This window comes from Rhodococcus sp. LW-XY12, from assembly GCF_019317345.1.
Classification (GTDB): domain Bacteria; phylum Actinomycetota; class Actinomycetes; order Mycobacteriales; family Mycobacteriaceae; genus Rhodococcus; species Rhodococcus pyridinivorans.
The window spans coordinates 131482-154792 of record NZ_CP079226.1; the positions used below are offsets into that span (position 1 = coordinate 131482).

Sequence of the window (23311 nt, forward strand, 5' to 3'; positions counted from 1 at the left end):
GAGCCTATGTACGTCTAGCATCCGTTCCATGGATCTGCGTGCGCTTCGGTACTTTCTCGCGGTCGTCGACCACCAGGGGGTGAGCCGGGGCGCAGCAGCGCTCTACGTCAGCCAACCCTCGCTGTCCCAGACGATTCGGCTGCTCGAATCGGAGCTCGGTGTGCACTTGCTCGACAGGTCAGGGCGATTTGCGAAGCCGACGGACGCCGGACTCGAGCTGGCAGGGGTCGCCCGGCGGGTGCTCGGAGAGGCGGACAGGGCCCGCGAGCGCGTCCGTCAGGTCTCCGACCTCACGGTCGGACGGGTCGTAGTCGCGACGGCGTCCACGCTGTCGGTCTATCCCCTGACGCCGATTGTCGCAGCGCTGCGCCACAGGTACCCCGGTCTGGAAGTGCATGTGCTCGACGGCGGGACTGGACCCGAGGTGATGGAGCGACTCACCCGCAACGCGGCTGAAATCGGAGTCGTCGACCTTCCCGTCGAGGACCCGAAATGGGGGGTGCGCGCCCTTCCCCGGGAGGAGATCGTGCTCGCAGGGAAGGACATTGGCGACATCGGGCCCGTCCGGCGGGACGAGGTGCATTCACACGGCGTCGGAGTGCCGACAACAGATGCGGACAGGTCCACGGAACTTGGTGCGCTTCTCGCCGACGCTGCTGTATCGACCCGAATCCGGACGGCGCATCGCCAGCTGCTCTGGGAACTGGTCACCGCCGGGACGGCATCCGCCTTGATCGGGAAGTTCAGTGCCGAGAGGATCCTCCCGAACACCATTCTGCGTCCGCTTGATCCGCCGATGTGGCGCACCCCCGCGCTGATCTGGCGGCGGGGCATCCTTTCTCCCGCCGGCGAGGCATTACGAGCGGCGGCTGACGTACTCGACGGCAGCATCAACGAATGACCTCGCGACCGGGCTGAGCTGGTCGGCGGCGAACACCAGACCCAGTTCCTGCCGGAACCGAGGCTCCAGCCGCCGGACGTGGGCGCCCCGCTCCCGGACCTCACCAACCAGGCTCCCGCCTACCAGTGTGCTGCCGATTCCCGCCAGCATGAATGCCGTGCGCGCTTCTCGCTGCTCCACGACTGCCGCGACGGGGAGGGGTCGTCGGGCGGTCGTGCGTTCAAACTCGGACCGGCGACCAGGCGGGACCAGGACCATCGGCATGGCGGCGAGATCCTGGAAGTTGAGGACCCGGTCGGGCGGTGCGGTCGACGTCGGGGGGACGGCCACGTGCAGGTCGCCCCTGCCGAGGGAGATCACGCGGTAGGCGTTCTCGAGCGACGTAGCGAGCGGTAGTCGGGTGCAGACGATTTCGACCGACCCTGAGGACAGGGCGTCCACGACGTCATCCTCCCGGGCGAGGTCGTGGACATGCAGAACGGCATCGGGGGTGTCGGCGAGCCACGACGCAACAAGAGTGGCGAACGGACCACTGACCGCGGTAGACAGCGCAGCGACTTCAAGTCCGCCGGCAACCCGCCGGGTCGGACCGGCCGCCACTTCGGTCGACTGGTCGCACTCGCGCATGATCCGGCGTGCCGGACCGGCCAGGGCGTGACCTGCCGGAGTGGGAATCATCCCCCTGCCCACACGATGGAACAGGGTTGCGTTCAGATCGCGTTCGAGTGCACGGATCGCAGTGGAGACACTCGACTGTCGCACGCCGAGCCGGGCGGACGCACCGAGTGCGCTGCCGCTGTCGCACACAGCCAGGAAGTACCTCAGCTGGGATAGCTCCATACCGAGAACGTTAGCCCGCTACCGATCTCCGTTCACCTCCGCCCGCACAACTCGGCGCAGCAACTTGCCCGCCTCGGACCGCGGCACTGCGTCCCGCACTTCCCAGGACCGCGGGACCTTGTAGCCCGCAAGGCGCTCGCGCAGGGCAACTTCCAGGACTTCAACGTCAACGGGGTCGGAACCCACTACAACGGCATGGACACTCTCGCCCCACCGTTCGTCCTTGCGCCCCACTACACACGCGTCGATCACTCCTGGAACTTCGAGTAGTGCGTGCTCGACTTCGGCGGGATAGATGTTCACCCCGCCCGAGATGGTCAGGTCGGCGTCGCGCCCGGTCACGTACAGGTAGCCAGCCTCGTCCAGGTATCCGAGGTCCCCCAGCGTGATCGTCCCGTTCAACCGGGACCTTTCCGTCTTGTCCGCGTCGCCGTGATAGGAATGTGGGCAAGGTCGAGCGGAAGTAGATCAGTCCCACTTCTCCCGCTGAGAGAGGATTTCCGTGCTCGTCCCGGACGGACAGCTCTGTCGCCTGGCCAGCCCGCCCGACACTTCCAGGATGCTCAAGCCACTCCTCGCTGGTGATGAACGTCGCGGTCCCCTCTGTGCCGCCATAGATCTCGGTGACCACGGGTCCGAGCCACTCGATGATCCCCCGCTTCACCACGGGCGGGCACGGCGCCGCGGTGTGCACGATGCGGCGGAGCGACCGGGTGTCGTACCGGCTGCGGTCCGCGACATCGAGGGCCAACAGATCCGACATCATCATCGGGACGAGGTAGGTCCAGGTGACGGCGTGCCGACCGATCAGGTCGAGGCAGATGCGCGGGTCCCATTTCGGTGCGACGACCACGGCGTGCCCGAGAGCCAACGCCTGGTCGACGAACACCGAGCCAGCGGTGTGATACATGGGTGCGGTACTGAGGAACACGCCATTCTCGACGTCGACGCCGTACGTGTCGCCGCGTGCGACCGCGAGCTGAGCGGCCTCCTGCGGGGTGACACCACGGAGGGCGCGGCGTACCCCCTTGGGGCGTCCCGTAGTCCCCGAGGTGTAGAACATTCGCGAGCCCGCCGCCGTCGTTGCCGTCACCTCGGTCGACTCGTCGTGGAACCAACCGTTCGCACCGTCGCCAGTAAGATCGCCGACGTCGATGACGACGCAGTCGGTCCCAGCATCTGCAACACCGGCGGCGGCGAGGTCCATGAACTCAGCGGTCGTCAGCAGGATTCTCGCATCCGAATCCGCTATGACGTAAGCGATCTCGCTGCGTGTGAGATGACGGTTCAATGGAGTCAGATAGAGCGGCCGCTGGAGAACCGCGCGCTGGGCGACGATCTGTTCAGGACCGTCCGGCATCAGCACCGCCACACTGCTCCCCTCGCCGAGGCAGGGCTGCTCTGCCAAGAAGTTCACGATCCGGTTCGTCGACGCCGCAACTTCTCCGAAGGTCATGGTCGTGCGACCGTCGGCGACGAGCGCGACCCGTCCGGGGTCGTTCAGGGCGTAGTGCTCAAAGGAGCGCACGGTCGTCCTCCTACAGGACTGCGGGGGTGGGTGCGGACTCGCGGGGCTATGCCGGACGCCCGGTCACTTCGGGCCCATGCGCAGACCGCCGTCGAGGCGGATCGTCTCACCGTTCAGCATCGGGTTGTCCAGGATGTTCTCGGCCAGTTGTGCGAACTCGCCGGCGTTCCCGAGTCGGCGAGGATGCGGAACGGCGCCGTAGAGGCGTGCCCGCGCGTCTTCGCCCATTCGTCCGAGAATAGGGGTGTCGAAGACGCCGGGCGCGATCGTGCACACCCGGATCAGCTTGCTGGAGAGGTCCCGAGCAGCCACGATCGTCATGCCCACGACGCCCGCCTTCGAGGCGGCGTAGGGAATCTGACCGATCTGGCCCTCGTACGCGGCAACCGACGCGGTCAGCACGATCGCGCCCCGTTCGCCGTCCACCTCGTCGTTCCCGGCCATCGCGGCCGCGGCGAAGCGGAGCACGTTGAAGGTGCCGAACAGGTTGGTGTTCACCACGGCCGCGAACGTCTCCAGTGAGCCCGGCTGGCCCTCCCGATCGACCAGGCGCACGGTCCCTCCCCGACCTGCACAGTGGACCACGCCACGCAGCGGCGCACGATCGGCCGCGGCAGCGACCGCTGCCTCGACCTGGTCCGCGTTCGACACGTCGGCGGGCGCGAATCGGACGTTCGGACCGATAGCCTCGGCAACGTCGCTGCCCGCGCTCGTCGGCAGGTCGACGATGACCACCTCGGCGCCCCGCGCGGCGAGGCGCTCGGCGCTGGCGCGGCCGAGACCAGAGGCCCCGCCGGTGACGACGACGGATGCATTGTCCAGCTTCATGTTTGACTTCCTTAGTGAGTGAGTGACTCGACGATGTAGGCGTTGGCCATTCCGCCCGCCTCGCACATCGTCTGTAGTCCGTAGCGTGCGCCAGACTGGTCGAGTGCGTTGATCAAAGTCGTGAGGAGTCGGACGCCGGACGCTCCGAGTGGATGTCCGAGCGAGATGGCCCCGCCGCGCGGATTGACCCGACCATGGTCGACGCCGAGGGCTGTCATCCATGCCATCGGCACCGATGCGAATGCCTCGTTGACTTCGAAAATGTCAATGTCGTCGAGGGTGAGGTTGGCCCGGGCGAGCACCTTGCGGGTGGCTGGGATCGGCGCGGTGAGCATCATCTCGGGATCGTCACCACATGCGGTGCTCGACGCCAGCCGAGCCCGCGGGGCCAGCCCGAGGGAGTTCGCTCGCGAAGCCGACATCAGCAGCACTGCCGCTGCGCCGTCAGTGACCTGGGAGGAACTGCCCGCCGTGGTGACCCCCTGAAGGTCGGGGAAGGTGGTCGCCACCTCGCCCCCCGCGAAGGCAGGCGCGAGCTTCGCCAGGCCTTCGACCGAGGTGGTCGGGCGGATCGTCGAGTCGGTGTTCACCCTCGCACCGTCGGCCACGGTGACGGGGACGATCTCGTTGTCGAATCCGCCACCGTCCACCGTGGACTGGGCGCGCCGGTGCGATTCCGCCGAGTAGGCATCGAGGTCCTCGCGCCCGAGCCCGAAAGCGGCGGCGACCCGGTCCGCCGCCACACCCTGGCTCGTCAGGTGCGGGAACCGCGCGCGCATCGCCGGGCCGTAGCCGTCCTGTCCGAGCTTCGCCGCGCCCATCGGCACGCGACTCATGGACTCGACGCCCGAGGCGATGACGATGTCCGCCTGGCCGGACGCAATTGCCTGCGCGGCAAAGACGACAGCTTGCTGACCCGAGCCGCACTTGCGCTCGATCGTCGCGGAGGGAACGTGCAGCGGAAGGCCCGCGGCCAGCCACGCCACCCGCCCGACCGTGCCACCCTGCTCACCCGCCTGGGTGACACATCCGGTCAACACGTCGTCGACCAGCGCAGGGTCGAGATCGCTGCGGCGAATCAGCTCGCACAGCACCTGCCCGAGTAGTTCTGTGGGATGCAGTGAGGACAGCTCGCCGCCAGGCTTGCCCTTCGCCATCGGCGAGCGCACCGCATCGACGATGACGACCTCCTCGAGTCGGTTCATCGACGTGCCACCGCCGCCTGTACGTGGTTCAAGTCGCGCACCATGGGGTCCTTCCTTCCTCGTGACGAGATCACGACACGAGCATTGTTTTCAAACAGCCTGGCAGTCAACGGCTTTCACGGATTGGAAATCCGACGCACCCCCTCGGGGATACCTATGCCAGGCGGCCCGCACGCTCCTTCTGGGGTGCGGACCGCCGTGCCCTGCGGAGCAGTTCGTCAGCTCGACCCGGTCATCCAGTCGCGTGAGCAGGTGTTCGCAGCTTCGACGAAGCTCGGGTCGAAGAGGGTCGTCACGTCCTGAGGCTCGCCGTACTCGAGTCCACCATTCTCGAGCGAGAAGTCCTGCAACTCGGTGAGGAACTCGTCGACTCCGTCCATCGACAGTGTCGGATCGAAGTAGAGGAGCGGGGACTGCTCGACGACCGACTCGTCCGTCTCGAGCAGGGCTGCGAGTTGGGCACGCACCTCAGGATCCTGACGGTAGTCACCCTGCAGGTTTTCCTCGATGGTGCGGCTCACCACCTGGAGAAACTTCACGACCGTCTCCGGTCGATCCAGGAACTTCGGGCCGGCGATGAGCGACGTTCCGGTGACGCCGGGTGCGTAGCTCGCAATGGGGCGCAGGTTGTTGTTCTTGGCGGCCTCCACCTCGAGCGGAGACGCAATCCAGGTGGCGGCGACGGCCTTGTTCTCCAGCGCGACCAGCGCGTCAGCACCGACCAGCTGCTTCAGCGTGACATCGCCGATGTCCAGATCGACGCTGGCGAGCGCGTTGTCGAGGATCAGACCGCCGATCCCAGTTCCGGATGTCGGGGATCCGACGCTCTGCCCGGCAAGGCCCTTGAGATCCGGTTCCGGTCCGGTGCCGACGTAGTCCACGTGCGCCCAGTAGCCCGGCAGCGGCGTGCCGGGTTCGTACTCCTGCTGTGTATCGAACGGCATCATCCACTGCACGTCGACACCGCTGTCCACGGCGTTGAAGTGCGCGGCGGAGTAGCTTGTCATCTGGGCGTCAATTCGCCCCTGTGCCACGAGCGGGATCGCTTCGGCGGATGGAATCTTCTCGAGCGTCACGTTGAGCCCGGCCTTGTCGAACGCCCCGGTCGCCTCGGCGAGGAGTACCGACGAGAACACCCCTAGGTTGGATCCGGCCGAGATGACGATCTCGCCGGTGGTCGACGCATCCGGGCACGCGGCGCCAGCGGAGCCACCACCGTTCGCCGACGTTGTCGGACTGCTGCACGCAGCGAGACCAGCTGCAAACAAGGCGGAGGCGGCGGCGAGCGCTGCGGCTCGACGATTCGGCACGTACATCACATACCTTTCATTCAGTGGAATCTGATTAGATCCAGCTGAATGCTATGGGTGGTTAGTTTGTGATGTCAACCACATAGTACGAATAGTGTGATGTGCTAACTTCCAATGAAGGAAAGCAAATGTCTTTGAGTGAAATCTGGTGAGCCGTGAAGGGCATACTGTGGACCGGCGATGAGGTCCAGTACGTGGAGGATCTAGAGGTGGGCGAACCTGGCCCCGGTCGGGTCTCCGTAGACATCGACATCGCTGGCTTGTGTCACAGCGATCTCAAGCCGGTGGCGGGCGACATCCCGCAACTGACGCCGGTCGTGCTGGGCCATGAAGCCATCGGTCGCGTCGCTGGTCTCGGGGAGGGCGTAAACCCAGCCTGGCTGGGCAAACGCGTGACGCTCACCGTCCTCCCGTCATGCGGAACGTGCGAGTTCTGTTCCAGCGGACGCGAACACTGGTGCCGGGCGAGTGCCGCACCCGCACCGTCGCCGTTCACAAGGCATGGCCGCCCCGTGCACCAGTTCGTCAGACTCGGGGCATTCGCGTCCCGCACGGTGGTCGGGGTGTCGCAACTCATCGAGTTGCCCGAGTCCCTCGACGCGCTCGTCGGCGCGATGCTCGGGTGCGCCACGGTCACCGCGTTCGGCGCGGCCAAGCAGCAGGCGCGCATCGGCGAAGGTGACAGCGTCCTCGTCACGGGTGTCGGGGGCGTGGGCCTGAACTCGATCATCGCCGCTCGGCACTACGGGGCGCGCCACATCACCGCATACGACGTGCACGAGAGCAAACGTGAACTGGCCTTCCGCTGCGGAGCGGACGAGTTCCACACACCCACGACGGCCGGCGCCATCGCGTCGATCGCACCCGCGGAGGGATTTGACGTCGTGCTCGAGTGCACGGGGGCGGCACCGGTGCTGCGGGAGGCCTTCCACTCACTCGGCTGGGGCGGCAGATGCGTCATCGTGGGCCTGCCCGCTCACGGCACCGATGTGGGTCTCGAGATCCGCGACTTTTTCAACGACAAGTCGCTCCACGGATGCCGGATGGGCTCGGTGTCGCCGCAGCACTTCATCCCCCAGCTGGCCGCCTCGATCGAGCGGGGAGAACTCGACCTGTCACCTGTCGTCTCCGCTCTCGTTCCCCCACAAAATGTGAACGACCTGATCACGGCACTCGGCAGGGGCGAGCTTGCCCGCGGGTATCTCGACTTCCGTGGCCACTGACGAAGCACCGTCCGAGACGAAGGATGAGTTGATGTACACGACCTGGATCGACGGCGACGCGATCACATCTACCGCGACCTACGGTGTCTACGACCCCGCGACGGGTGCGGAGATCGCCTCCGTACCCGAATGCAGCCTTGCAGACACCGAACGAGCGATCGATGCCGCGGATCGTGCGCGCCGCAGCTTTGCGGCCACCGACCTCGACGTTCGGCGCAAGTTTCTGGATAGGATCGCCGACCACCTCGAGACCGATCGGGAGTCGCTGACGGAGTTGGCGATTCGCGACACCGGCGCTCGCATCGACGTTGCCCGCACGCTGCACGTCGACGGCGCGGTGGCGCGGTTCCGCCAGTGGGCGCGCACCCCGGCTGAGGCCCTCACGCCCGCAGCGCCGGCCGACGCCGCAGGTGTTTCTGCCCGCCTGTACCGTCGCCCGGTCGGGATCGTCGGCTGTATCAGCCCGTACAACTTCCCGCTCCTCGCGATGTCTGCGAAGGTGAGCGCCGCACTGTTCTCCGGGAACGCGGTGGTCATGAAGCCCGCGCCCCAGGACCCGCTGCTGGTGATGGAGCTGGGTCGTATCGCCACCCTGGCCGCCGGCGAGCTGGGCCTGGACCCCGGTGTCGTCGGAACGCTCACCGGATCGACTCCGGCCACGGGCGAGGCACTGGTCGCCGATCCCCGGGTGGGCGCGATCAGTTTCACGGGCAGCACCCATGTCGGTCGCGCGATCTTCGCCAACGCTGCGCCTCAGGTCAAACGCCTTCTGCTGGAGCTCGGGGGCAAGGGCGCCGTCATCGTGCGGGCAGACGCCGACCTAGACCAGGTAGTCGCCAACGTCACCCGGACCTGGACTCTGCAGTCCGGCCAGGTGTGTCTGACGCCGTCACGGATCCTGGCCCACGAGTCGGTGGCGGACCGTCTGGAGGATCGACTGGCGACCGTGCTCACCACGCTGCGGAGCGGAGACCTGCGCGACCCGAACACGTCGGTTGGGCCAGTCATCTCCGCGACACAGCGTGACCACATCGAGCGGCTCGTCGGGTCCGCCGCGGCCGCGGGACGGCGGGTGCATCAGTTCACTGATCTCCCCGACAAGGGATTCTGGACCGCGCCGACGCTTGTGGCCGGAGCCGATGCGCACGACGACGTCATGCGCATCGAGGCATTCGGACCAATCATGGCGCTCAGCACCGTCCGCAGCGACAAGGAGGCCGTCGAGATCGCCAACAGCCTCGAATTCGCACTGTACGACTACGTCTTCAGCGCCGATCTCGAGGCTGCCGAAGCCGTCGCATCCCGACTCGACGCCGCACAGGTCGGCATCAACACCACGGCCCGGCATCCACTGGCACCCTTCGGCGGCAACAAGCACAGCGGTATCGGACGGACGGGCGGCACGTACGCCCTGGACGCCTACACGAACCTGCAGGCGTTGATCGCCCGGGACTCCTAGCCGCGCACCCGCGACACCGCCCCGAACGTGCTCCCGTCGGCAGAACGCCGGCGGGAGTTTACGCATGCCCGCGGGCAGTCGATGGACCTGACATTACGATGCACATGAACAATGCACATGACATTGGCGGGTGTCGAGAGTGGGTCCACTCTCAACACCCGCCAAAGTCGGAACCGACTGTGCTTCAGCACTTCTCAGTTCGAACCGTCGACACCAAGCGCGCTCGCCAGTGCGCCGCCGTTCGCGAAACCGGACTCCGCGACGACCCGCTCACGCACCACCCGGCGGAGCAGCTTGCCCACCTCCGAATGCGGGAGCTCGTCGACGAACTCGAACGTGCGGGGAACCTTGTAGCCCGCGATCTTCGTCCGCAGTGCCGTCTCCACCTCCGCGCGCAGCGAGTCGTGATCCTCGACTGGCTCCGCGGTCACGACAACGGCGTGGACCGACTCGCCCCATCGCGGATCGGGCCGGCCCACCACGCAGGCCTCCCGGATGGTGGGCAACTCGACCAATGCGTGTTCGATCTCGGCGGGATAGACGTTCACACCACCCGAGATGATGGTGTCTGCGGTGCGGTCGCAGAGGTAGAGGTACCCGTCGTCGTCGAGATATCCGATGTCGCCCAGCGTGATCTCGTTCGCGATGCGTGACGATTTCGTCTTCTCGGGCGCGTTGTGATATTCGAACGGCGTCTTGGCGTTCTCGAAGTAGATCGCCCCGATCTCGCCGGGTGGCAACCCTTCACCGTTCTCCCCCCGGATGGTGATCCGGACCCCGGCCCGCGCACGTCCGACGGATCCTGGTCGGGCCAGCCACTCCTTGGAGGTGATGAGCGTGGCCGACCCCTCGGTGCCTCCGTACACCTCGTTGAGGACGGGACCGAGCCAATCGATCATCGCCCGCTTCACCGACGGCGGGCACGGCGCCGCCGTGTGGATGACGGTCCGGAGACTGGATACGTCGACTCGGTGGGAATCCCTGACCTCCAACATGTCCTGCATCATGAGTGGGACGAGGTATGCCCAGGTCACCTGGTACTGCTCGATGGCGTCGAGCGCGGTCACAGCAGACCAGCGAGGCAGGATGACGACCGTGTGGCCGACCTCCAGTGCCTGGTCGGCGTACGACAGCGGGGCGGCGTGATACATGGGAGCGACCGAGAGATACACCCCACCCTCGTGGTTCACGTCATACTTCTCGGCCCGCTCGACGGCCGCCGCGGCGACCGCGTCCGGCCCGCCTGCAGGCAGCGGGCGACGAACCCCCTTCGGCTTGCCGGTGGTTCCTGAGGTGTAGAGCATCCTGCTTCCGCCAGCGGAAGACTCCGGTCGGGTCAGCGGGTGCGCCTCGACTTCTGCGTTGCCTCCGGTCCGGTCGAGCTCGACGATGCGATCGGTCGGGAGGCCGGCCAGCAGGCACGCCTCCCGGACGAGTCTGGCGTACTCCGCAGTGGTGAATACGATCCGCGCATCGCTGTCCTGGAGGATGTGAGCCACTTCCGGGGCGGCGAAGTGCCAGTTGATCGTCGTCAGGTACAACGGCTGCTGAAGAACAGCGCGCTGTACCGCCAACAGAGCCGCGCCGTTGGGCAGCAGCACGCAGACCGACGCGCCGGGATCGAGGTCACGGGCGACAATGAGGTGAGTCAGCTGATTCACCCGGGCCGCGAGGTCGCCGAACGAAGTGGTTGTGCCGTCGGGGTCTACGACCGCCGCTCGATCGGGCGTGGTCTCGGCGTACGAATAGAAGCTGCGCATAATTTCTCCTTCACTATATCCATATGTCCAGTCAACGGGGACGGCCGAGAATGGTGACGGCAGCAGCGGTGAACATTCCACCGAACCCGAGGGCGAGGCTGGTACCAACCACCCCCGCGTCGGCGTCCGCCTCGCCCCGGATCTGGCGCACGGACTCCGTCAACGCGAACATCCCGTACATGCCGGTATGTGTGTAGGCGAGGCCGCCTCCGTTGGTGTTGAGCGGGAGCGCACCACCCGGGCTCGTGCCGCCGTCGGCGATGAACCGTGCCGCTGCGCCGGGTTCGAAGAAGCCCATGCTTTCTAGTCCGATCCACGGCAAGTGCGCGAAGGCGTCGTAGTTCATCACGTGGTCGATGTCGGAGTGCTGCAGCCCCGCCTCGGCAAAGGCGTCGCCTGCGGCCTGCCGAGCCGCACGCGAGACGCCGGCGTCCGGCATATACGCGACCATCAGCGAATCCGTGCCCTCGCCGGTGCCGAGGACCTCGACCGCCCTGCCCTTCTGGGCAGGACCGACGTCCTCCGCCCGGACCAGCACGAGGGCTCCACCGCCGTCCGTCACCATGCAGACCTGCGGGACCCGGAACGGCCACGCCAGGACCGGCGCCGCGAGCACCTCGTCGATCGTGACTCGGTCGCGGCGTCCCGCCCGCGCGTTCTGGTGCGACCACTCCCGCTGCGCGACGACAACCGCCGCAAGGTCGGACTCGGTCAGACCGTGGTCGTGCATATAGCGAAGCGCGGGCAGGGTGAATTTCGTGTACGGGGCGCGTGCCCCGTACGGTTCCTCGAACTGCCCAACCAGGGCGGCAGGATCGCGGGGCCGGGGGGGTACACCGACCCGAGATCGGTTCGATTCACCGTGGGTGATGAGCACCGCGTTCGCGTGCCCGGCCCTCAGCGCGGCCGAGGCGTGGCGGACGTGGGCCATGAATGAGCACCCGCCGACATTGGTCGTGTCGACCCATCGGGGCTGCACGCCGAGGGCGTGTGCCACCTGGTGGGGTGAGTAGGCCCCCGCGACACCGTCGATGTCCCCGATCCCCACGCCCGCGTCGGAGAGTGCCCTCAGGCCAGCCTCGACGTTCAGCTCCAGCACGGACTGGTCCGGAATGCGGCCGAGCCGTTCGGTTTCCGCGGCACCGATGATGTGGCAACCGGTGGTCATGCGTGCTCCTCCTGAACCGTGAAGACCGGGATCTGCTGGTTCCCGCGTGGTTCGAACTCCACCCGTACCCGCCGGTCCATGAGAGACATGTCGTGTCGGGCCTCCACTCCTCGAATCACGGAGAGCAACCGCGGGCCCTCGTCCAACTCGATAACGGCGACAACGTACGGCGCGGCGGCGGCGAACGCTGGCTCGGTCCGTTCGACGACCACGTAGCTCCAGATGCGCCCCGTGCCCTGTGCCCGGAACCACCCGAGTTCCCTGCCCCCGCAGCTCGGACAGTTCAGCCGTGGGTATCCGATCGCCTCGTCGCAGCGCGCGCATCGCTGCAGGTGCAGTTCTCCCCGTCGCGCCGCGTCCCAGTACGGCGCGGTGAGCGGCGTCGGCTCCGGCACCGGCATGGGCTCCGTGGTCACAGAGTCACCCCCCTGGTCGTGCGTATCCGGCCGCCGTCGACGACGACACGTTCGCCCACGCGTGCTCGGTAGACCAACTCGCACTCATCCACCTGTGCCACGTCGATCTCGATGGACTCACCGGGAAACACCGGGTTGCGGAACTGTCCGTCGATCTCGGCCACCGCACCGACGTCGGAGCCGAGTACCCTGCCGATCACCGTGCGCGCAACGGTCGCCCAGGTGCAGAGCCCGTGGAGGATCGGCCGGCCGAAACCGGCACGGGCGGCGAATGTCGGATCGCTGTGCAACGGATTGCGATCACCGCACAGCCGGTAGAGCAACGCCTGGTCGTCGCGGGTGGACGCCGTCACGCTCGCGCCCCACATCTGCTCGACTAGGGCCGGACGTTCGCCGCTCGACATCGGCTTCGAGCCGAGACCCCGCAGGAAGTAGGACGAGTGTGACGTGAACAGCGGCGTCCCGTCGGCATGATTGCGAGCCATGGCTGCCGTCTCGAGTACCACGCCCGTACTACGATCGGTCATCGACACGATGCTCGTGGTGACGTCGATCCGTCCCTCTGCCGGCAGCGTCGCGTGCAACTCCACCCGCTGCCCCGCGAAAACAATGCAGTGCGAGGGGAACTCGCCGACAAGGTGTTTGACCGGCCGCAGCGAGCCGCCCAGCACCGCCGCGAAGGTCGGGAGTGCCTGCAGTTCAATGCCCTGCGAGTTCTCGGTGACGAGGTGCAGGTCCTGCGGGCCGGAGCCGACCGCGAGGTTGTAGAGCAGCGTGTCGTCCGTCGTCCAGTCGGCACTCCACGGTTCGGAACCGGCCCCGACGTTGTCGTAGAGCAACATCACTTGGGCCCGCGCATGTCTGCGTTCGGGCGAGCGATCTCGAGCAACTCGTGGAGCGTCTTGTCGAGCGTGTCGATGTCATCCGCAGGCGGGGCGCTGGGACCGTGCGACCAGCCCTCGGCGACGGCCACTTTTCGCCCGGAGGAGAGGAAGACCCGCCCGGTGACGTCGGCGCTGCGTGGCGAAGCGAGCCACTCCACCACCGCTGCGGGCCAGCGGGGTGACATCTCGTCGTTCACGGTGGCCGGATCCCGGCCGGGGATCGAGGCGACCATCCTGGTCGCGGCTCCTGGGCTGATGCAGTTGGCGGTCACGCCGAAGCGGGCAAGTTCGAGTGAGGCGACGATCGTCATCGCGGCGATACCCGCCTTGGCTGCCGAGTAGTTGGCCTGCCCGACGTTGCCGAAGAGCCCCGACACCGATGTCGTGTTGATGACCCGCGCATCCACCTTCTCGCCGGCGTCGGCGCGTTCCCGCCAGTGCACTGCGGCGTGATGGAGCGTACTGAACGTACCTTTCAGATGGACGTTGATCACCGCGTCGAACTCGGCCTCCGTCATTTTCGCGATGGTCCGGTCGCGCAGGACCCCAGCGTTGTTGACGAGGACGTCTAACCGTCCCCAGGTGTCCACCGCTAGCCGGATCAGGTCCTCGGCCTGGTTCCAGTTCGAGATGTCGTGCCCACTGAAGATCGCCTCGCCTCCCGCGCTGGTGATGCGGTCGACTACGGATGCGGCGGGCGCATCAGGGTCAGGCCTACCGTCAAGAGTCACACCGAGGTCGTTGACCACCACCTTCGCGCCCGCGGCGGCGAGCCGTTCCGCATACGCGGCACCGAGTCCCTGCCCTGCGCCGGTGACGATGACCACCCGGCCTTCACACGAAGCTACGGTCATTTGCTCCACTCTCTTTCGTTGAGTTCGGGCGCCAGCGTTCGCCGGCGTCGAGTACTGCGCGTCCTTGCCTTCGCAGATGTACAAGGTGCGCCAGGGTCTCTTTCACCGCGAGGTTGGTCGCGCGGAAGTCCTGCTCACCGATCGGCCGGTGCCAGCTCAGCGCGAGTGCCACGTCGTAGCAGGAGATCGGTCCGCGCACTCGCAACACCGTCGCGATCTCGTCGAGCCGGTCGGTGTGGTGTTCCTGCAAGTCCCGCACCCGCTCCCGCGCCCCTCGGAATCGGAATTGATGGGCGGGCAACACTTCCCACTCATCGCACAGCGCGACGCGGTCGAGCGACGAGAGGTAGAGCGCCAGCACGTCGTCCTCGAGGTGGTACAGCTGGCTGATGTTCGGCGAGATCGTCGGCAGCAGGTGGTCACCGCTGAACAGCACGCGGGCACGCTCGTCCGCGAAGCAGAGGTGGCCTGGGGTGTGACCGGGGGTCCACCACGCCGTGAGGGTGCGGTCCGCGACCTCGATTCGATCACCGTCGGCCACAAAGTCCACGCGGTGCAGCAGGTCTGGTGCCAGCCGCGGCGATCGGAGCGCGCGCTCGCCGATGCGGACAGGGTCCGGGCACCCTGTCGTCGCCATGAGACTCCGCCATACGGCCGTTCGTGCCTCGTTGAACGCAGACCGGTCGGGCCGCACGGTGTCCGCGTCCGCGATATGGAGCCACACCCTCGACTGCGGCGCGTGCTCGAGCAGTCGCGGTGTGAGGCCGAAATGATCCGGGTGCATGTGTGTGATCAGGACACGGGTCACGTCAGCGAGGTCGAATCCGCACTCGGCGGCTCCGCGCACGAGCGTGGTCCACGCCTCGTCGGTGTTCAGGCCGGGGTCGATAAGGACGCAACCGTCGTCATCCGCAATCAGGTAGCAGAGTGTGTATCGGATCGGGAGGCTGCCGGCGGGCACCGGAACAGCCCACACGTCGGGAGCGATCTGCTCGACGGCGGGAAGTCTGCGGGCAGACCAGGCGTCCCGTTGTCGACTACCTGTGCAAATCATGACAGTCCTCCGCGTTGTTTGGCGTTGCCCTGAAGCCAAGCCGAAGTGGAGCACGTCACACAAAGTCCAAACGTCGAAATCGTCGGTCGGAAGTGCCTATGGCTGGGTAAAGGCTGTGAGCGAGTATGGATTCCGTCACGATCCTTGTAGGCTGATGCCATGGATCTACGGCTGCTTCGGTACTTTGTTGCGGTAATCGATCACGGGAACGTCACCGCTGCGGCGCAGGCCCTCTACATGTCGCAGCCGTCGCTGTCGCAGGCTATGCGGACTCTCGCAAAGCGCCTCGACGTCACCTTGTTCACCCGGGTCGGGCGGCAGCTACAACTGACGCCGGAGGGCCGCGAACTGGAAGTGCAAGCCCGCGAGATCATCGAACAGGTCGATCTGGCCCGCGCCCAGGTCGAAGAGGTCGTTCAGCTGCGGACCGGGCGGGTCACGGTGGCGACGTCGAGCACCTTCGGGGTGTTTCCGCTCCCGGCCATCGCACGGGCAATGCTCGCGCGCCATCCTCAGATACAGGTTGTCGTGCTCGACGGCCGGTCCCCGGAGGGAGCGGCGACGCTCGTTCGCAACGGTGCGGCCGAGCTCGGTTTCGTCGAGCTGCCGATGCATGAGGAGTCGCTGGTCACCCACCTGCTCGGCAGCGAGGAGATTGTCGTGGTCGGCGCCGAGTCGGTTATCGGCGACGGGGCGGAACCCTTGACCAAGGCGCAGACCCGGCTGCTGCCGTTTGCGCTGCTCGACCGCGCGAGCGCGGGACAGTCGCGTTCCGCGCGGCACATCGTCGCGGTGGCCGAGCGAGTGCTCCTGACCGCAGCCGAGCGCGAAACCCTTTGGGACGTAGTGTCGTACGGAGCAGTTGCGACCTTCGTCTCAGACGCAGCCGCCGACATCGTGCTCCCGGGGACACCACGTCGGTCGCTCTCTCCGCCCCTGCTCCGCGACGTCGGACTGGTCCATCGCACTGGACCGCTGACACCCGCAGCTCAAGCCTTCGTCCGCGCGGCGAGATTGGTCTCCGCTTCCGCCCTGCAGACCTCGACGAAGTCCTGAGTGACGCCTGATTCCCGATCCTCGGCCCACAGCAGGTGGACGTCACGTTCGAGGACAGGGTTCAACGGGCACACCACGGCGCCGATGTGCTCCGCACGGGCCCGGTCCCGGTCGGTGATGAAGCTCGACCCCAGCCCGGCGGCGACCAAACTCAAGCGGTCCTCCCGGCGGGAGGCGCGTAGGGGAACCCGCCGCGGTGAACCGAGCAGGCTGAAGTGCTCCGCCAATGCCGGATAGATGTCGGAAGACGAACTGGACAGAACCAGCGGGCGTTCGGAGAGATCTTCCAGGGTCAATCCCTCCGCCGGAACCACGGTGCCGGGAGGGTGAACGGCGAGAACGGTTTCGGTGTCCAGAACGAGCGAGGAGAGATCGTTCGCCTGGGCGGCCGTCCGCCCGACAACGACGATCGCGACGTCGGCCATCCCACTCTTGACGAGATCGGCCGCGTCCGTCGCGTTCGCCGCGCGGGTCGTGACCACCGATGCCCGTGAACTCTGTCGAAGAAAACTGGCGATGCACCGTGGCCCCGCCCCCGAGGCCGAGTTGTCGATCAGACAGACGGTGAGCCGAGCCGCGGCAGCGCCGCCGTCCTGTCGGATGGCCTCGGGGGTTGCTGCGGCAAGTCGTGTCAGGCGCCGCGCGGTTCCAAGCATCGCGTACCCGGCCGAGGTCAGGGCCATCCCGGTGCCGAGCCGGTAGAACAACGGTGTCCCGAGCTTGCGCTCAAGCGTCTGCAGTGCCTCCGAAATGGTGGCCGGGGAGGCCTGCAGCACGGAGGCGGCGGCGCTGATGCTTCCTTGCTCGCTGACCACCACGAAGAAGCGTAGCTGCTGCAGCTCCATTGCCCCTCCGATCCTGGTCGGGCGGAGCCGGGGAGATCACAGCCCGATCGACTTGGCGATGATGCCCCGCTGCACCTCGTTGGTGCCGCCATAGATGCGAGAGATTCGAGAGTCAGTGTACATCCGGCTGATCCGGTACTCACTCATGAACCCGTACCCTCCGTGCAGTTGCAGACACCGATCGATGACACGCGACTGCAACTCCGTGCAGTACACCTTCGCCATGGACGCCTCGGAGGCGGTCAGCTCGCCGGCCTCGTGCGCGAGCATGTACTGGTCGATCAGTGCTCGACCTGCGGCGATCTCGGTTCGGCAGGAGGCAAGTTCGAACTTCGTGTTCTGGAAGCCGGCGACCGGCTGGCCGAAGACCTTGCGTTCCTTGACATAGTCGATTGTGATGCGCAGCGCGGTCTCCGCGGAAACCTGGGCTCCGAGGGCGATACCCAAGCGTTCACCGACCAGGTTGTGGGCGAGATAGCTGAACGCCGCCCCCTCCTCTCCGAGGAGGTTGCCCATGGGGACCCGCACGTCCTCGAAGAACAACTCGGCGGTGTCAGTGGCCTTCTGACCCATCTTCTCGAGGTTGCGACCTCGGCTGAATCCGTCGAAGTGCGACTCGACCACGAACAGGGAGAGCCCCTTACGGCGCTCCTCGTGCGTGCTCGTGCGTGCCGCGACGATCACCAGATCGGCGTTGATGCCACCGGTGATGAACGTCTTCTGCCCGTTCAGTACCCAGTCGCCGCCGTCCTTTCGGGCGCTCGTCCGCATGCCGGCCAGATCGGAACCCGTCGCCGGTTCCGTCATCGCGATGGCGCCCATGCGACGTCCGTCGACCATGTCCGGCAACCAGCGCTTCTTCTGCTCTGGGGAACCGTTGGCGAGGATGTAGGGAATGACGAGGTTCGCATGGGTCCCCACTCCCCCGAGAGCCACACCCGCGCGGCTGCATTCCTCGGTCCACACCGACTGATACAGGAAGCTGTTCTCCAATCCGCCGCCCCCGTACTCCTCCGGCACTCGCAGTCCGAACAGGCCGAGATCGCCGACTTTCGTGTAGAAGTCGTGCGGCACCTTGCCGGACTTCTCCCATTCGTTGAAGTGCGGCACCACCTCGCGTTCGAGGAAGGTCCGCACGGACCCGCGGAACGCCTCGTGTTCAGGCTGGTAGATCGATGTGGTCATGGCGTCTCCTTGATTGTCAGTCCCGGCGAGAGGAGCCGAGTGCGGTAATCCGTGGCGCGGGTTCCGGCAACGCGAATCCGTTGGCGTCCGTGGAGAAGACAGCGCGTTCACGGTTGTGAGGATGATGCGGGGCCTCATGCATGGCCAGAACTGGCGACACGCACGCGTCGCGCCCAGCGAAGTGCTCGACCCATCCGTCCCGGTCGCGAGTTGCGAACCGGGACTCGAAGAGTCGGCGATGCTGCGGCCAGGCATCGCGGTCGTGCTGGTCTCGGGGGTCCACCTGGTCCGTCAGGTCGAGACCGTCCAGGAGCTCGCGATAGAACTGCGGTTCGATGGCCCCTACTGCGACATGACGACCATCGGCGCAAGTGTAGGTGTCATAGAAGGGTGCGCCCCCATCGAGCAGGTTCCGGCCTGCGGGCTCCGACCACCGACCCTCCGCGGCAAATCCCCACGTCATGGCCATGAGGGCAGCGGACCCGTCCACCATCGCCGCATCGACGATGGCACCGACACCGGTGTCTTTGGCTCTCAGGAGCGCACTGACCAGACCGAACGCGAGCATCATCGCACCGCCTCCGAAGTCACCCACCACGTTGAGGGGAACCACCGGTCGGTCCGGCTCCCGGCGAATCGAACCGAGTACGCCACTGACCGCGATGTAGTTGATGTCGTGCCCGGCACTGTCGGCAAGTGGGCCGCTCTGCCCCCACCCGGTCATACGGCCGTAGACGATCCCGGGCCTCACGCCGGCCACGTCGTCTGGTCCGAGGCCGAGCCGTTCCGCGACGCCGGGACGGAATCCTTCGATCACGGCGTCCGCGTCTGCGACGAGCGCCAAAACCTCCTGGCGGCAGCTCGGATCCTTGAGATCGATCTCGACGATCCGCTTTCCGCGGTCCAGGACGGCCGGGCGCGGCACGGCGCCGGGTCGAACGAGACGGGTCACCTCTGCACCGTGGTCCGCCAGCATCATCGCGCAGAACGGTGTCGGGCCGACACCGCCGAGCTCTACCACGCGAATGCCGGTCAGCGGCGCCGGGCTCATGACCGGGTCCACACCGGGCGCCGCTTCTCGGCGAACGCCGCGGCACCCTCACGCGCGTCGTTGCTCGTCGCGATCGGCGCGGTGATCGGCGCCTGCCGGGCGAACCTGTCCTCCAAATCCCAGTCGACGGACTCCACGAATACTCGCTTGCTCGCCGCGACGGCGAGGGGCCCGTTCGCGGCGATGGTGGCTGCCAGCTCGAGTGCTCGATCCAGCGCCTGCCCGCCGGGGGTCACGTGATTGACCAGGCCGTAGTGATGTAGGCGCCCCGCGTCGATGGGCTCACCGGTCAGAATGAGCTCGAGCGCGATGTTGGCCGGGATGCGCTCGCGAAGGCGGAAGAGCCCACCTGCCGCCGCGACCAGGCCACGTTTCGTCTCGGGAAGCCCGAATCGGGCGGTTTCAGAGGCGACCACCAGGTCGCATGCCAGCACGAGTTCAAATCCTCCCGCCAGCGCCCATCCCTCGACCGCTGCGATCAGCGGCTTCGTCGGCGGCCGCTGTGCAATCCCGCCGAACCCGCGACCGGGAATCGACGGCTTCTCACCGCGGAGGAAGCCCTTGAGGTCCATTCCCGCACAGAACGCGGTCCCCGTTCCAGCGATGACCGCCGCCGACAAGGTGTCGTCCGACTCTAGGTCGTCGACGGCCGCCCCGATGCGCTCGGCCATCGCGAGCGTCATGGCATTGCGCGCGTCCGGTCGGTTGAGGGTGATGAGTAGTACACCGTCGGTGCGTTCGATCAGTACTTCGTCGGTCATGCGAACTGTCCGTTCGGAACGGGAACCAGCGGAGCGAGCCGGTTCGCGATGAGATCGGTGGCTTCGAGGACAATGCGCTCGACGAGTTCCGCCACTGTGGGGACGTCGTGAATCAGGCCTTGCGACGTGCCGACGGTCCAGATACCCAGGTCGGGATCGCCGTTCTCGTACACCCGGCGCCCCCTGGCCCCTGCGACGAGTTCGCGAATGTCTTCGAACACTGCACCGTCGTTCAGGCGCCGGACCACCTCCCGGCTGACGTCATTGCTGGCAACGCGCGCCGTGTTGTTCAGCTGACGGAAGATGAGTTCCGTTGCCCGCTCATCGGCGTTGACGATGGCGTCCTTGATGTCCGGGTGGATCGGCGACTCCTGGGTGCACATGAAGCGTGTCCCCATGTTCACCCCATCGGCGCCGAGCGCGAGGGCCGCGACGAGCCCTCGGGCGTCGGCGATGCCACCCGAGGCGATGACGGGAATCGACACGCTTTCGACGGTGCGCGGTATCAGCACGAGTCCTCCGATGTCGTCCTCACCGGGATGGCCCGCGCACTCGAAGCCGTCGATGCTGATCGCGGCAACGCCGAGGGACTCGGCCTTCATCGCGTGCCGGACGCTCGTGCACTTGTGAATGATCTTGACGCCGTGCGGGCTCAGCATCTCGACGATATGAGCGGGCAGATTGCCTGCTGTCTCGACGATCCTGACCCCGCTGTCCACGATCACCCGGCAGTACTCGTCGTACGGGGGCGGATTGATCGTGGGCAGGATCGTCAGGTTGACGCCGAAGGCGCGATCGGTCAGCCCTCGGGTCCGCTCGATTTCCGCTGCGAGCGCGGCCGGAGACGGCTGGGTGAGCGCAGTGAGGAAGCCGAGAGCTCCAGCGTTGGCGACGGCGGCGGTCATCTCCGCCCGTCCGACCCACTGCATCCCGCCCTGCACGAGCGGTACGTCGATCCCGAACAGCTCCGTGAAGGGTGTGCGTATCGGTCCGGGTGTGGTCACAGTTGCCACCGTCCTTCGAATCGCGGTGTCTCGCGGGCCACCGCAGCGGCGCGACCGACCGGTGCGTCGGTCGCGAAATTGATGAGTTGGGCGTCGTTCTCGCGCGCGACGGCCTCGGCGAACGTGCCGTTGAACGCAGCGTTGACCAACGCCTTGTTCTGCGCGAGCGCGACTGGTGGTCCGGCTGCGATCCGTGCCGCCAGCTCGGCAACCGTGGATTCGAGATCGGCCGCGTCCACCAGCCGGTTCACCAGCCCCAGCTGATGGACCGCCGTCGCGTCGAGTAGGTCCGGCAGGAACAGGAGTTCCTTCGCGCGGTGCACCCCGACCATCCGTGGCAGCAACCACGATCCGCCGCAGTCGACCGACAGGCCGCGCCGGGCGAAGATCTGGGAGAATCGCGAACGGGTCGTGGCGACGACGAGATCGCAAGCGAGAGCAAGGTTCCAGCCCGCGCCCACCGCGTCGCCGTCGACCTTGGCGATCGTCGGCACCGGGATCTCGTGCAGCGCGACGACGGCACTGGTGATCAACCGCATCCGGGCGGACGGGTGCGCCGCCGGACCCCCACCCGCGGTGACATCGGCGCCGGAGCAGAAGGTGTCCGCGGCGCCCTGCACCACCATCGCTCGCGTGGTCCCGTCGTCAGCCACATCCTCGACGGCCTCGCGCAGCGCGATCCACGCGGATCGGTCGAGCGCGTTCTTGCGGTCGGGGCGATTGAGGGTCAGTGTCGTGACCGCACCGTCGCGGGCGACCAGCACACTGGGTGTGCTCATGCGAGAGCCTCCACGACCGTCGCGTTCGCCATGCCGCCGCCCTCGCACATGGCTTGCAGGCCCCAGCGACTGCCCTCCCGCTTCATGCGATGGACCATCGTGGTCATGAGCCGGGCGCCGGACGCACCGAGCGGGTGCCCGAGAGCAATGGCGCCGCCCTGCGGATTCGTGCGTGCTGGGTCGGCGCCTGTTTCCGTCAGCCAGGCTCCGAGGACCGACGCAAACGCTTCGTTCACCTCGAAGGTGTCGATGTCGTCGATCCCGAGACCCGCTTTGGCGAGCACGGCCGCCGTCGCCGGGATCGGGCCGGTCAGCATCGTGAGTGGGTCGGAGCCAACGACACTGAATGAGTGCAGGCGCGCCATCGGGGTCAGGCCGAGTTCGGCGGCGCGCTCCGACGTCATCAGGAGCAGGGCCGCGGCCCCGTCCGAGACCTGGGACGCGGAGCCGGCAGTGTGCAACCCGCCGAATGCGGGCTCGAGCGCGGCGAGGGTCTCGGCGGTCGTCTCGGGTCGGATGCCCTCGTCGGCCGCCACCACGTTGCCGTTGGGGGTGGTGACGGGAAGGATCTCGTCGGCGAACGTTCCTGTGCGTTGCGCCTCGGCCGCACGGTGGTGGGACACGGCGGACAGTTCGTCGAGTTGCCGTCGCGACAGCTGCCACTCTTCGGCGATCCGGTCGGCGCCGGTGCCCTGATTGAAACGGGTGATCCCGTATCGCTGTTCCAGGCTGGGCCCAAGTGCCGACTCCACCCCCATCCGGGCGGTGCCCATCGGGACCCTGGTCATCGACTCGACTCCCGCGGCCACCACGATGTCCTGCATACCTGACAGGATCGACGCTGCGGCGAAATGTACTGCCTGCTGCGATGATCCGCACTGTCGGTCGACGGTGACGCCGGGAACGGATTCCGGCCACCCTGCGGAGAGCGCAGCCATCCGTGCGATGTTCCCCGCCTGTTCCCCTGCCTGGGACACACAACCCATGATCACGTCGTCCACCAGGAGGGGGTCGAGGCCCGACCGGTCGATCAGACCGCGCAGGACCTGACCCGCGAGTTCCACGGGATGCACATCGGCGAGGCCCTTCCTGCGGCGACCGATGGGGCTCCGCACGGCTTCGACGATGACGACGTCACGCATAGGGGTTCCACCTTTCCAATTCCGGGACTTTCGGGTTCTTCCGATTGAATGCGGCCCG

At 66.9% G+C, this 23311-nt stretch carries 23 protein-coding genes; 4 read left to right on the plus strand and 19 right to left on the minus strand.

The genetic code is table 11. The annotated features are described in order from the left end of the window. Positions 1–28 precede the first annotated feature (28 nt). Positions 29–901, plus strand: a complete 873-nt coding sequence (locus KXC42_RS24910; protein ID WP_064256976.1) for a LysR family transcriptional regulator — start codon at positions 29–31, stop codon at positions 899–901. Here the strand turns inward: KXC42_RS24910 and KXC42_RS24915 are convergent. The 6 genes from KXC42_RS24915 to KXC42_RS24940 all read right to left on the minus strand — a co-directional run bounded on the left by KXC42_RS24915 (position 857) and on the right by KXC42_RS24940 (position 6612). Further along, positions 857–1741 (minus strand): LysR family transcriptional regulator, encoded by an 885-nt coding sequence (locus tag KXC42_RS24915; RefSeq protein ID WP_064256977.1) that lies wholly within the window; start codon positions 1739–1741, stop codon positions 857–859. The genes KXC42_RS24910 and KXC42_RS24915 overlap by 45 nt on opposite strands. A gap of 18 nt (positions 1742–1759) precedes the next feature. Further along, positions 1760–1993 carry a hypothetical protein gene (locus tag KXC42_RS27850; protein WP_169833865.1) on the minus strand — a complete coding sequence of 78 codons (234 nt, stop codon included), beginning with the start codon at positions 1991–1993 and terminating at the stop codon, positions 1760–1762. Continuing rightward, positions 1908–3269: an AMP-binding protein gene (locus KXC42_RS24925; RefSeq protein WP_082899721.1), complete on the minus strand. Its 1362-nt coding sequence runs from the start codon at positions 3267–3269 to the stop codon at positions 1908–1910. The genes KXC42_RS27850 and KXC42_RS24925 overlap by 86 nt, the downstream gene beginning before the upstream one ends. A gap of 63 nt (positions 3270–3332) precedes the next feature. Then, positions 3333–4097 (minus strand): SDR family NAD(P)-dependent oxidoreductase, encoded by a 765-nt coding sequence (locus KXC42_RS24930; protein ID WP_064256978.1) that lies wholly within the window; start codon positions 4095–4097, stop codon positions 3333–3335. A gap of 11 nt (positions 4098–4108) precedes the next feature. Next, positions 4109–5302 carry a thiolase family protein gene (locus KXC42_RS24935; RefSeq protein ID WP_064256979.1) on the minus strand — a complete coding sequence of 398 codons (1194 nt, stop codon included), beginning with the start codon at positions 5300–5302 and terminating at the stop codon, positions 4109–4111. 218 nt (positions 5303–5520) lie between these two features. Further along, positions 5521–6612, minus strand: coding sequence for an ABC transporter substrate-binding protein (locus KXC42_RS24940; RefSeq protein ID WP_169833866.1), 1092 nt, complete (start codon positions 6610–6612; stop codon positions 5521–5523). 209 nt (positions 6613–6821) lie between these two features. Between KXC42_RS24940 and KXC42_RS24945 the strand changes: the two genes are divergently transcribed. Further along, entirely contained in the window at positions 6822–7835 is a 1014-nt protein-coding gene (locus tag KXC42_RS24945; protein ID WP_169833867.1) for a zinc-binding dehydrogenase, read from the plus strand. A gap of 31 nt (positions 7836–7866) precedes the next feature. Further along, positions 7867–9294: an aldehyde dehydrogenase gene (locus KXC42_RS24950; RefSeq protein WP_064257015.1), complete on the plus strand. Its 1428-nt coding sequence runs from the start codon at positions 7867–7869 to the stop codon at positions 9292–9294. 194 nt (positions 9295–9488) lie between these two features. Here the strand turns inward: KXC42_RS24950 and KXC42_RS24955 are convergent, their stop codons facing one another. From KXC42_RS24955 to KXC42_RS24980, 6 genes are read right to left on the minus strand one after another with little or no spacing between them, the layout of a single operon-like run. After that, complete coding sequence (locus KXC42_RS24955) at positions 9489–11135, minus strand: AMP-binding protein (protein ID WP_219130577.1); 1647 nt, start codon at positions 11133–11135, stop codon at positions 9489–9491. Beyond that, positions 11086–12222: a hypothetical protein gene (locus KXC42_RS24960; RefSeq protein WP_064256983.1), complete on the minus strand. Its 1137-nt coding sequence runs from the start codon at positions 12220–12222 to the stop codon at positions 11086–11088. Before KXC42_RS24960 ends, KXC42_RS24955 begins: the two co-directional genes overlap by 50 nt. Continuing rightward, positions 12219–12638: a Zn-ribbon domain-containing OB-fold protein gene (locus KXC42_RS24965; protein ID WP_082899724.1), complete on the minus strand. Its 420-nt coding sequence runs from the start codon at positions 12636–12638 to the stop codon at positions 12219–12221. The genes KXC42_RS24960 and KXC42_RS24965 overlap by 4 nt, the downstream gene beginning before the upstream one ends. Beyond that, on the minus strand, positions 12635–13480 hold the full coding sequence (locus KXC42_RS24970) for a MaoC/PaaZ C-terminal domain-containing protein (protein WP_064257017.1): 846 nt from the start codon (positions 13478–13480) through the stop codon (positions 12635–12637). Before KXC42_RS24970 ends, KXC42_RS24965 begins: the two co-directional genes overlap by 4 nt. Next, the gene (locus tag KXC42_RS24975) at positions 13480–14376 is read right to left on the minus strand and encodes an SDR family NAD(P)-dependent oxidoreductase (RefSeq protein WP_064256984.1); all 897 of its coding nucleotides are present in this window, start codon (positions 14374–14376) and stop codon (positions 13480–13482) included. Before KXC42_RS24975 ends, KXC42_RS24970 begins: the two co-directional genes overlap by 1 nt. Beyond that, on the minus strand, positions 14357–15430 hold the full coding sequence (locus KXC42_RS24980; protein ID WP_064256985.1) for an MBL fold metallo-hydrolase: 1074 nt from the start codon (positions 15428–15430) through the stop codon (positions 14357–14359). The genes KXC42_RS24975 and KXC42_RS24980 overlap by 20 nt, the downstream gene beginning before the upstream one ends. Positions 15431–15589: 159 nt before the next feature. On the opposite strand from KXC42_RS24980, the gene KXC42_RS24985 reads away from it, so the two are divergent. Then, a complete protein-coding gene (locus tag KXC42_RS24985) occupies positions 15590–16486 on the plus strand; it encodes a LysR family transcriptional regulator (protein ID WP_064256986.1) in 897 nt (298 codons plus the stop codon). Here KXC42_RS24985 and KXC42_RS24990 read toward each other — a convergent pair. Genes KXC42_RS24990 through KXC42_RS25020 form a run of 7 tightly spaced genes read right to left on the minus strand, consistent with a single transcriptional unit; the run spans position 16420 to position 23253 of the window. Then, positions 16420–17331, minus strand: coding sequence for a LysR family transcriptional regulator (locus tag KXC42_RS24990; RefSeq protein ID WP_064256987.1), 912 nt, complete (start codon positions 17329–17331; stop codon positions 16420–16422). The genes KXC42_RS24985 and KXC42_RS24990 overlap by 67 nt on opposite strands. 36 nt (positions 17332–17367) lie before the next feature. Further along, a complete protein-coding gene (locus tag KXC42_RS24995; RefSeq protein ID WP_064256988.1) occupies positions 17368–18516 on the minus strand; it encodes an acyl-CoA dehydrogenase family protein in 1149 nt (382 codons plus the stop codon). A gap of 16 nt (positions 18517–18532) precedes the next feature. Beyond that, positions 18533–19567, minus strand: coding sequence for a CaiB/BaiF CoA-transferase family protein (locus KXC42_RS25000; RefSeq protein ID WP_156665292.1), 1035 nt, complete (start codon positions 19565–19567; stop codon positions 18533–18535). Continuing rightward, the gene (locus tag KXC42_RS25005; RefSeq protein WP_064256990.1) at positions 19564–20328 is read right to left on the minus strand and encodes a crotonase/enoyl-CoA hydratase family protein; all 765 of its coding nucleotides are present in this window, start codon (positions 20326–20328) and stop codon (positions 19564–19566) included. Before KXC42_RS25005 ends, KXC42_RS25000 begins: the two co-directional genes overlap by 4 nt. After that, complete coding sequence (locus KXC42_RS25010) at positions 20325–21332, minus strand: nitronate monooxygenase family protein (RefSeq protein WP_257606229.1); 1008 nt, start codon at positions 21330–21332, stop codon at positions 20325–20327. Before KXC42_RS25010 ends, KXC42_RS25005 begins: the two co-directional genes overlap by 4 nt. After that, positions 21329–22111: an enoyl-CoA hydratase/isomerase family protein gene (locus KXC42_RS25015; RefSeq protein ID WP_064256991.1), complete on the minus strand. Its 783-nt coding sequence runs from the start codon at positions 22109–22111 to the stop codon at positions 21329–21331. Before KXC42_RS25015 ends, KXC42_RS25010 begins: the two co-directional genes overlap by 4 nt. Next, positions 22108–23253, minus strand: a complete 1146-nt coding sequence (locus KXC42_RS25020; protein WP_064256992.1) for a thiolase family protein — start codon at positions 23251–23253, stop codon at positions 22108–22110. The genes KXC42_RS25015 and KXC42_RS25020 overlap by 4 nt, the downstream gene beginning before the upstream one ends. Positions 23254–23311: the final 58 nt, after the last annotated feature.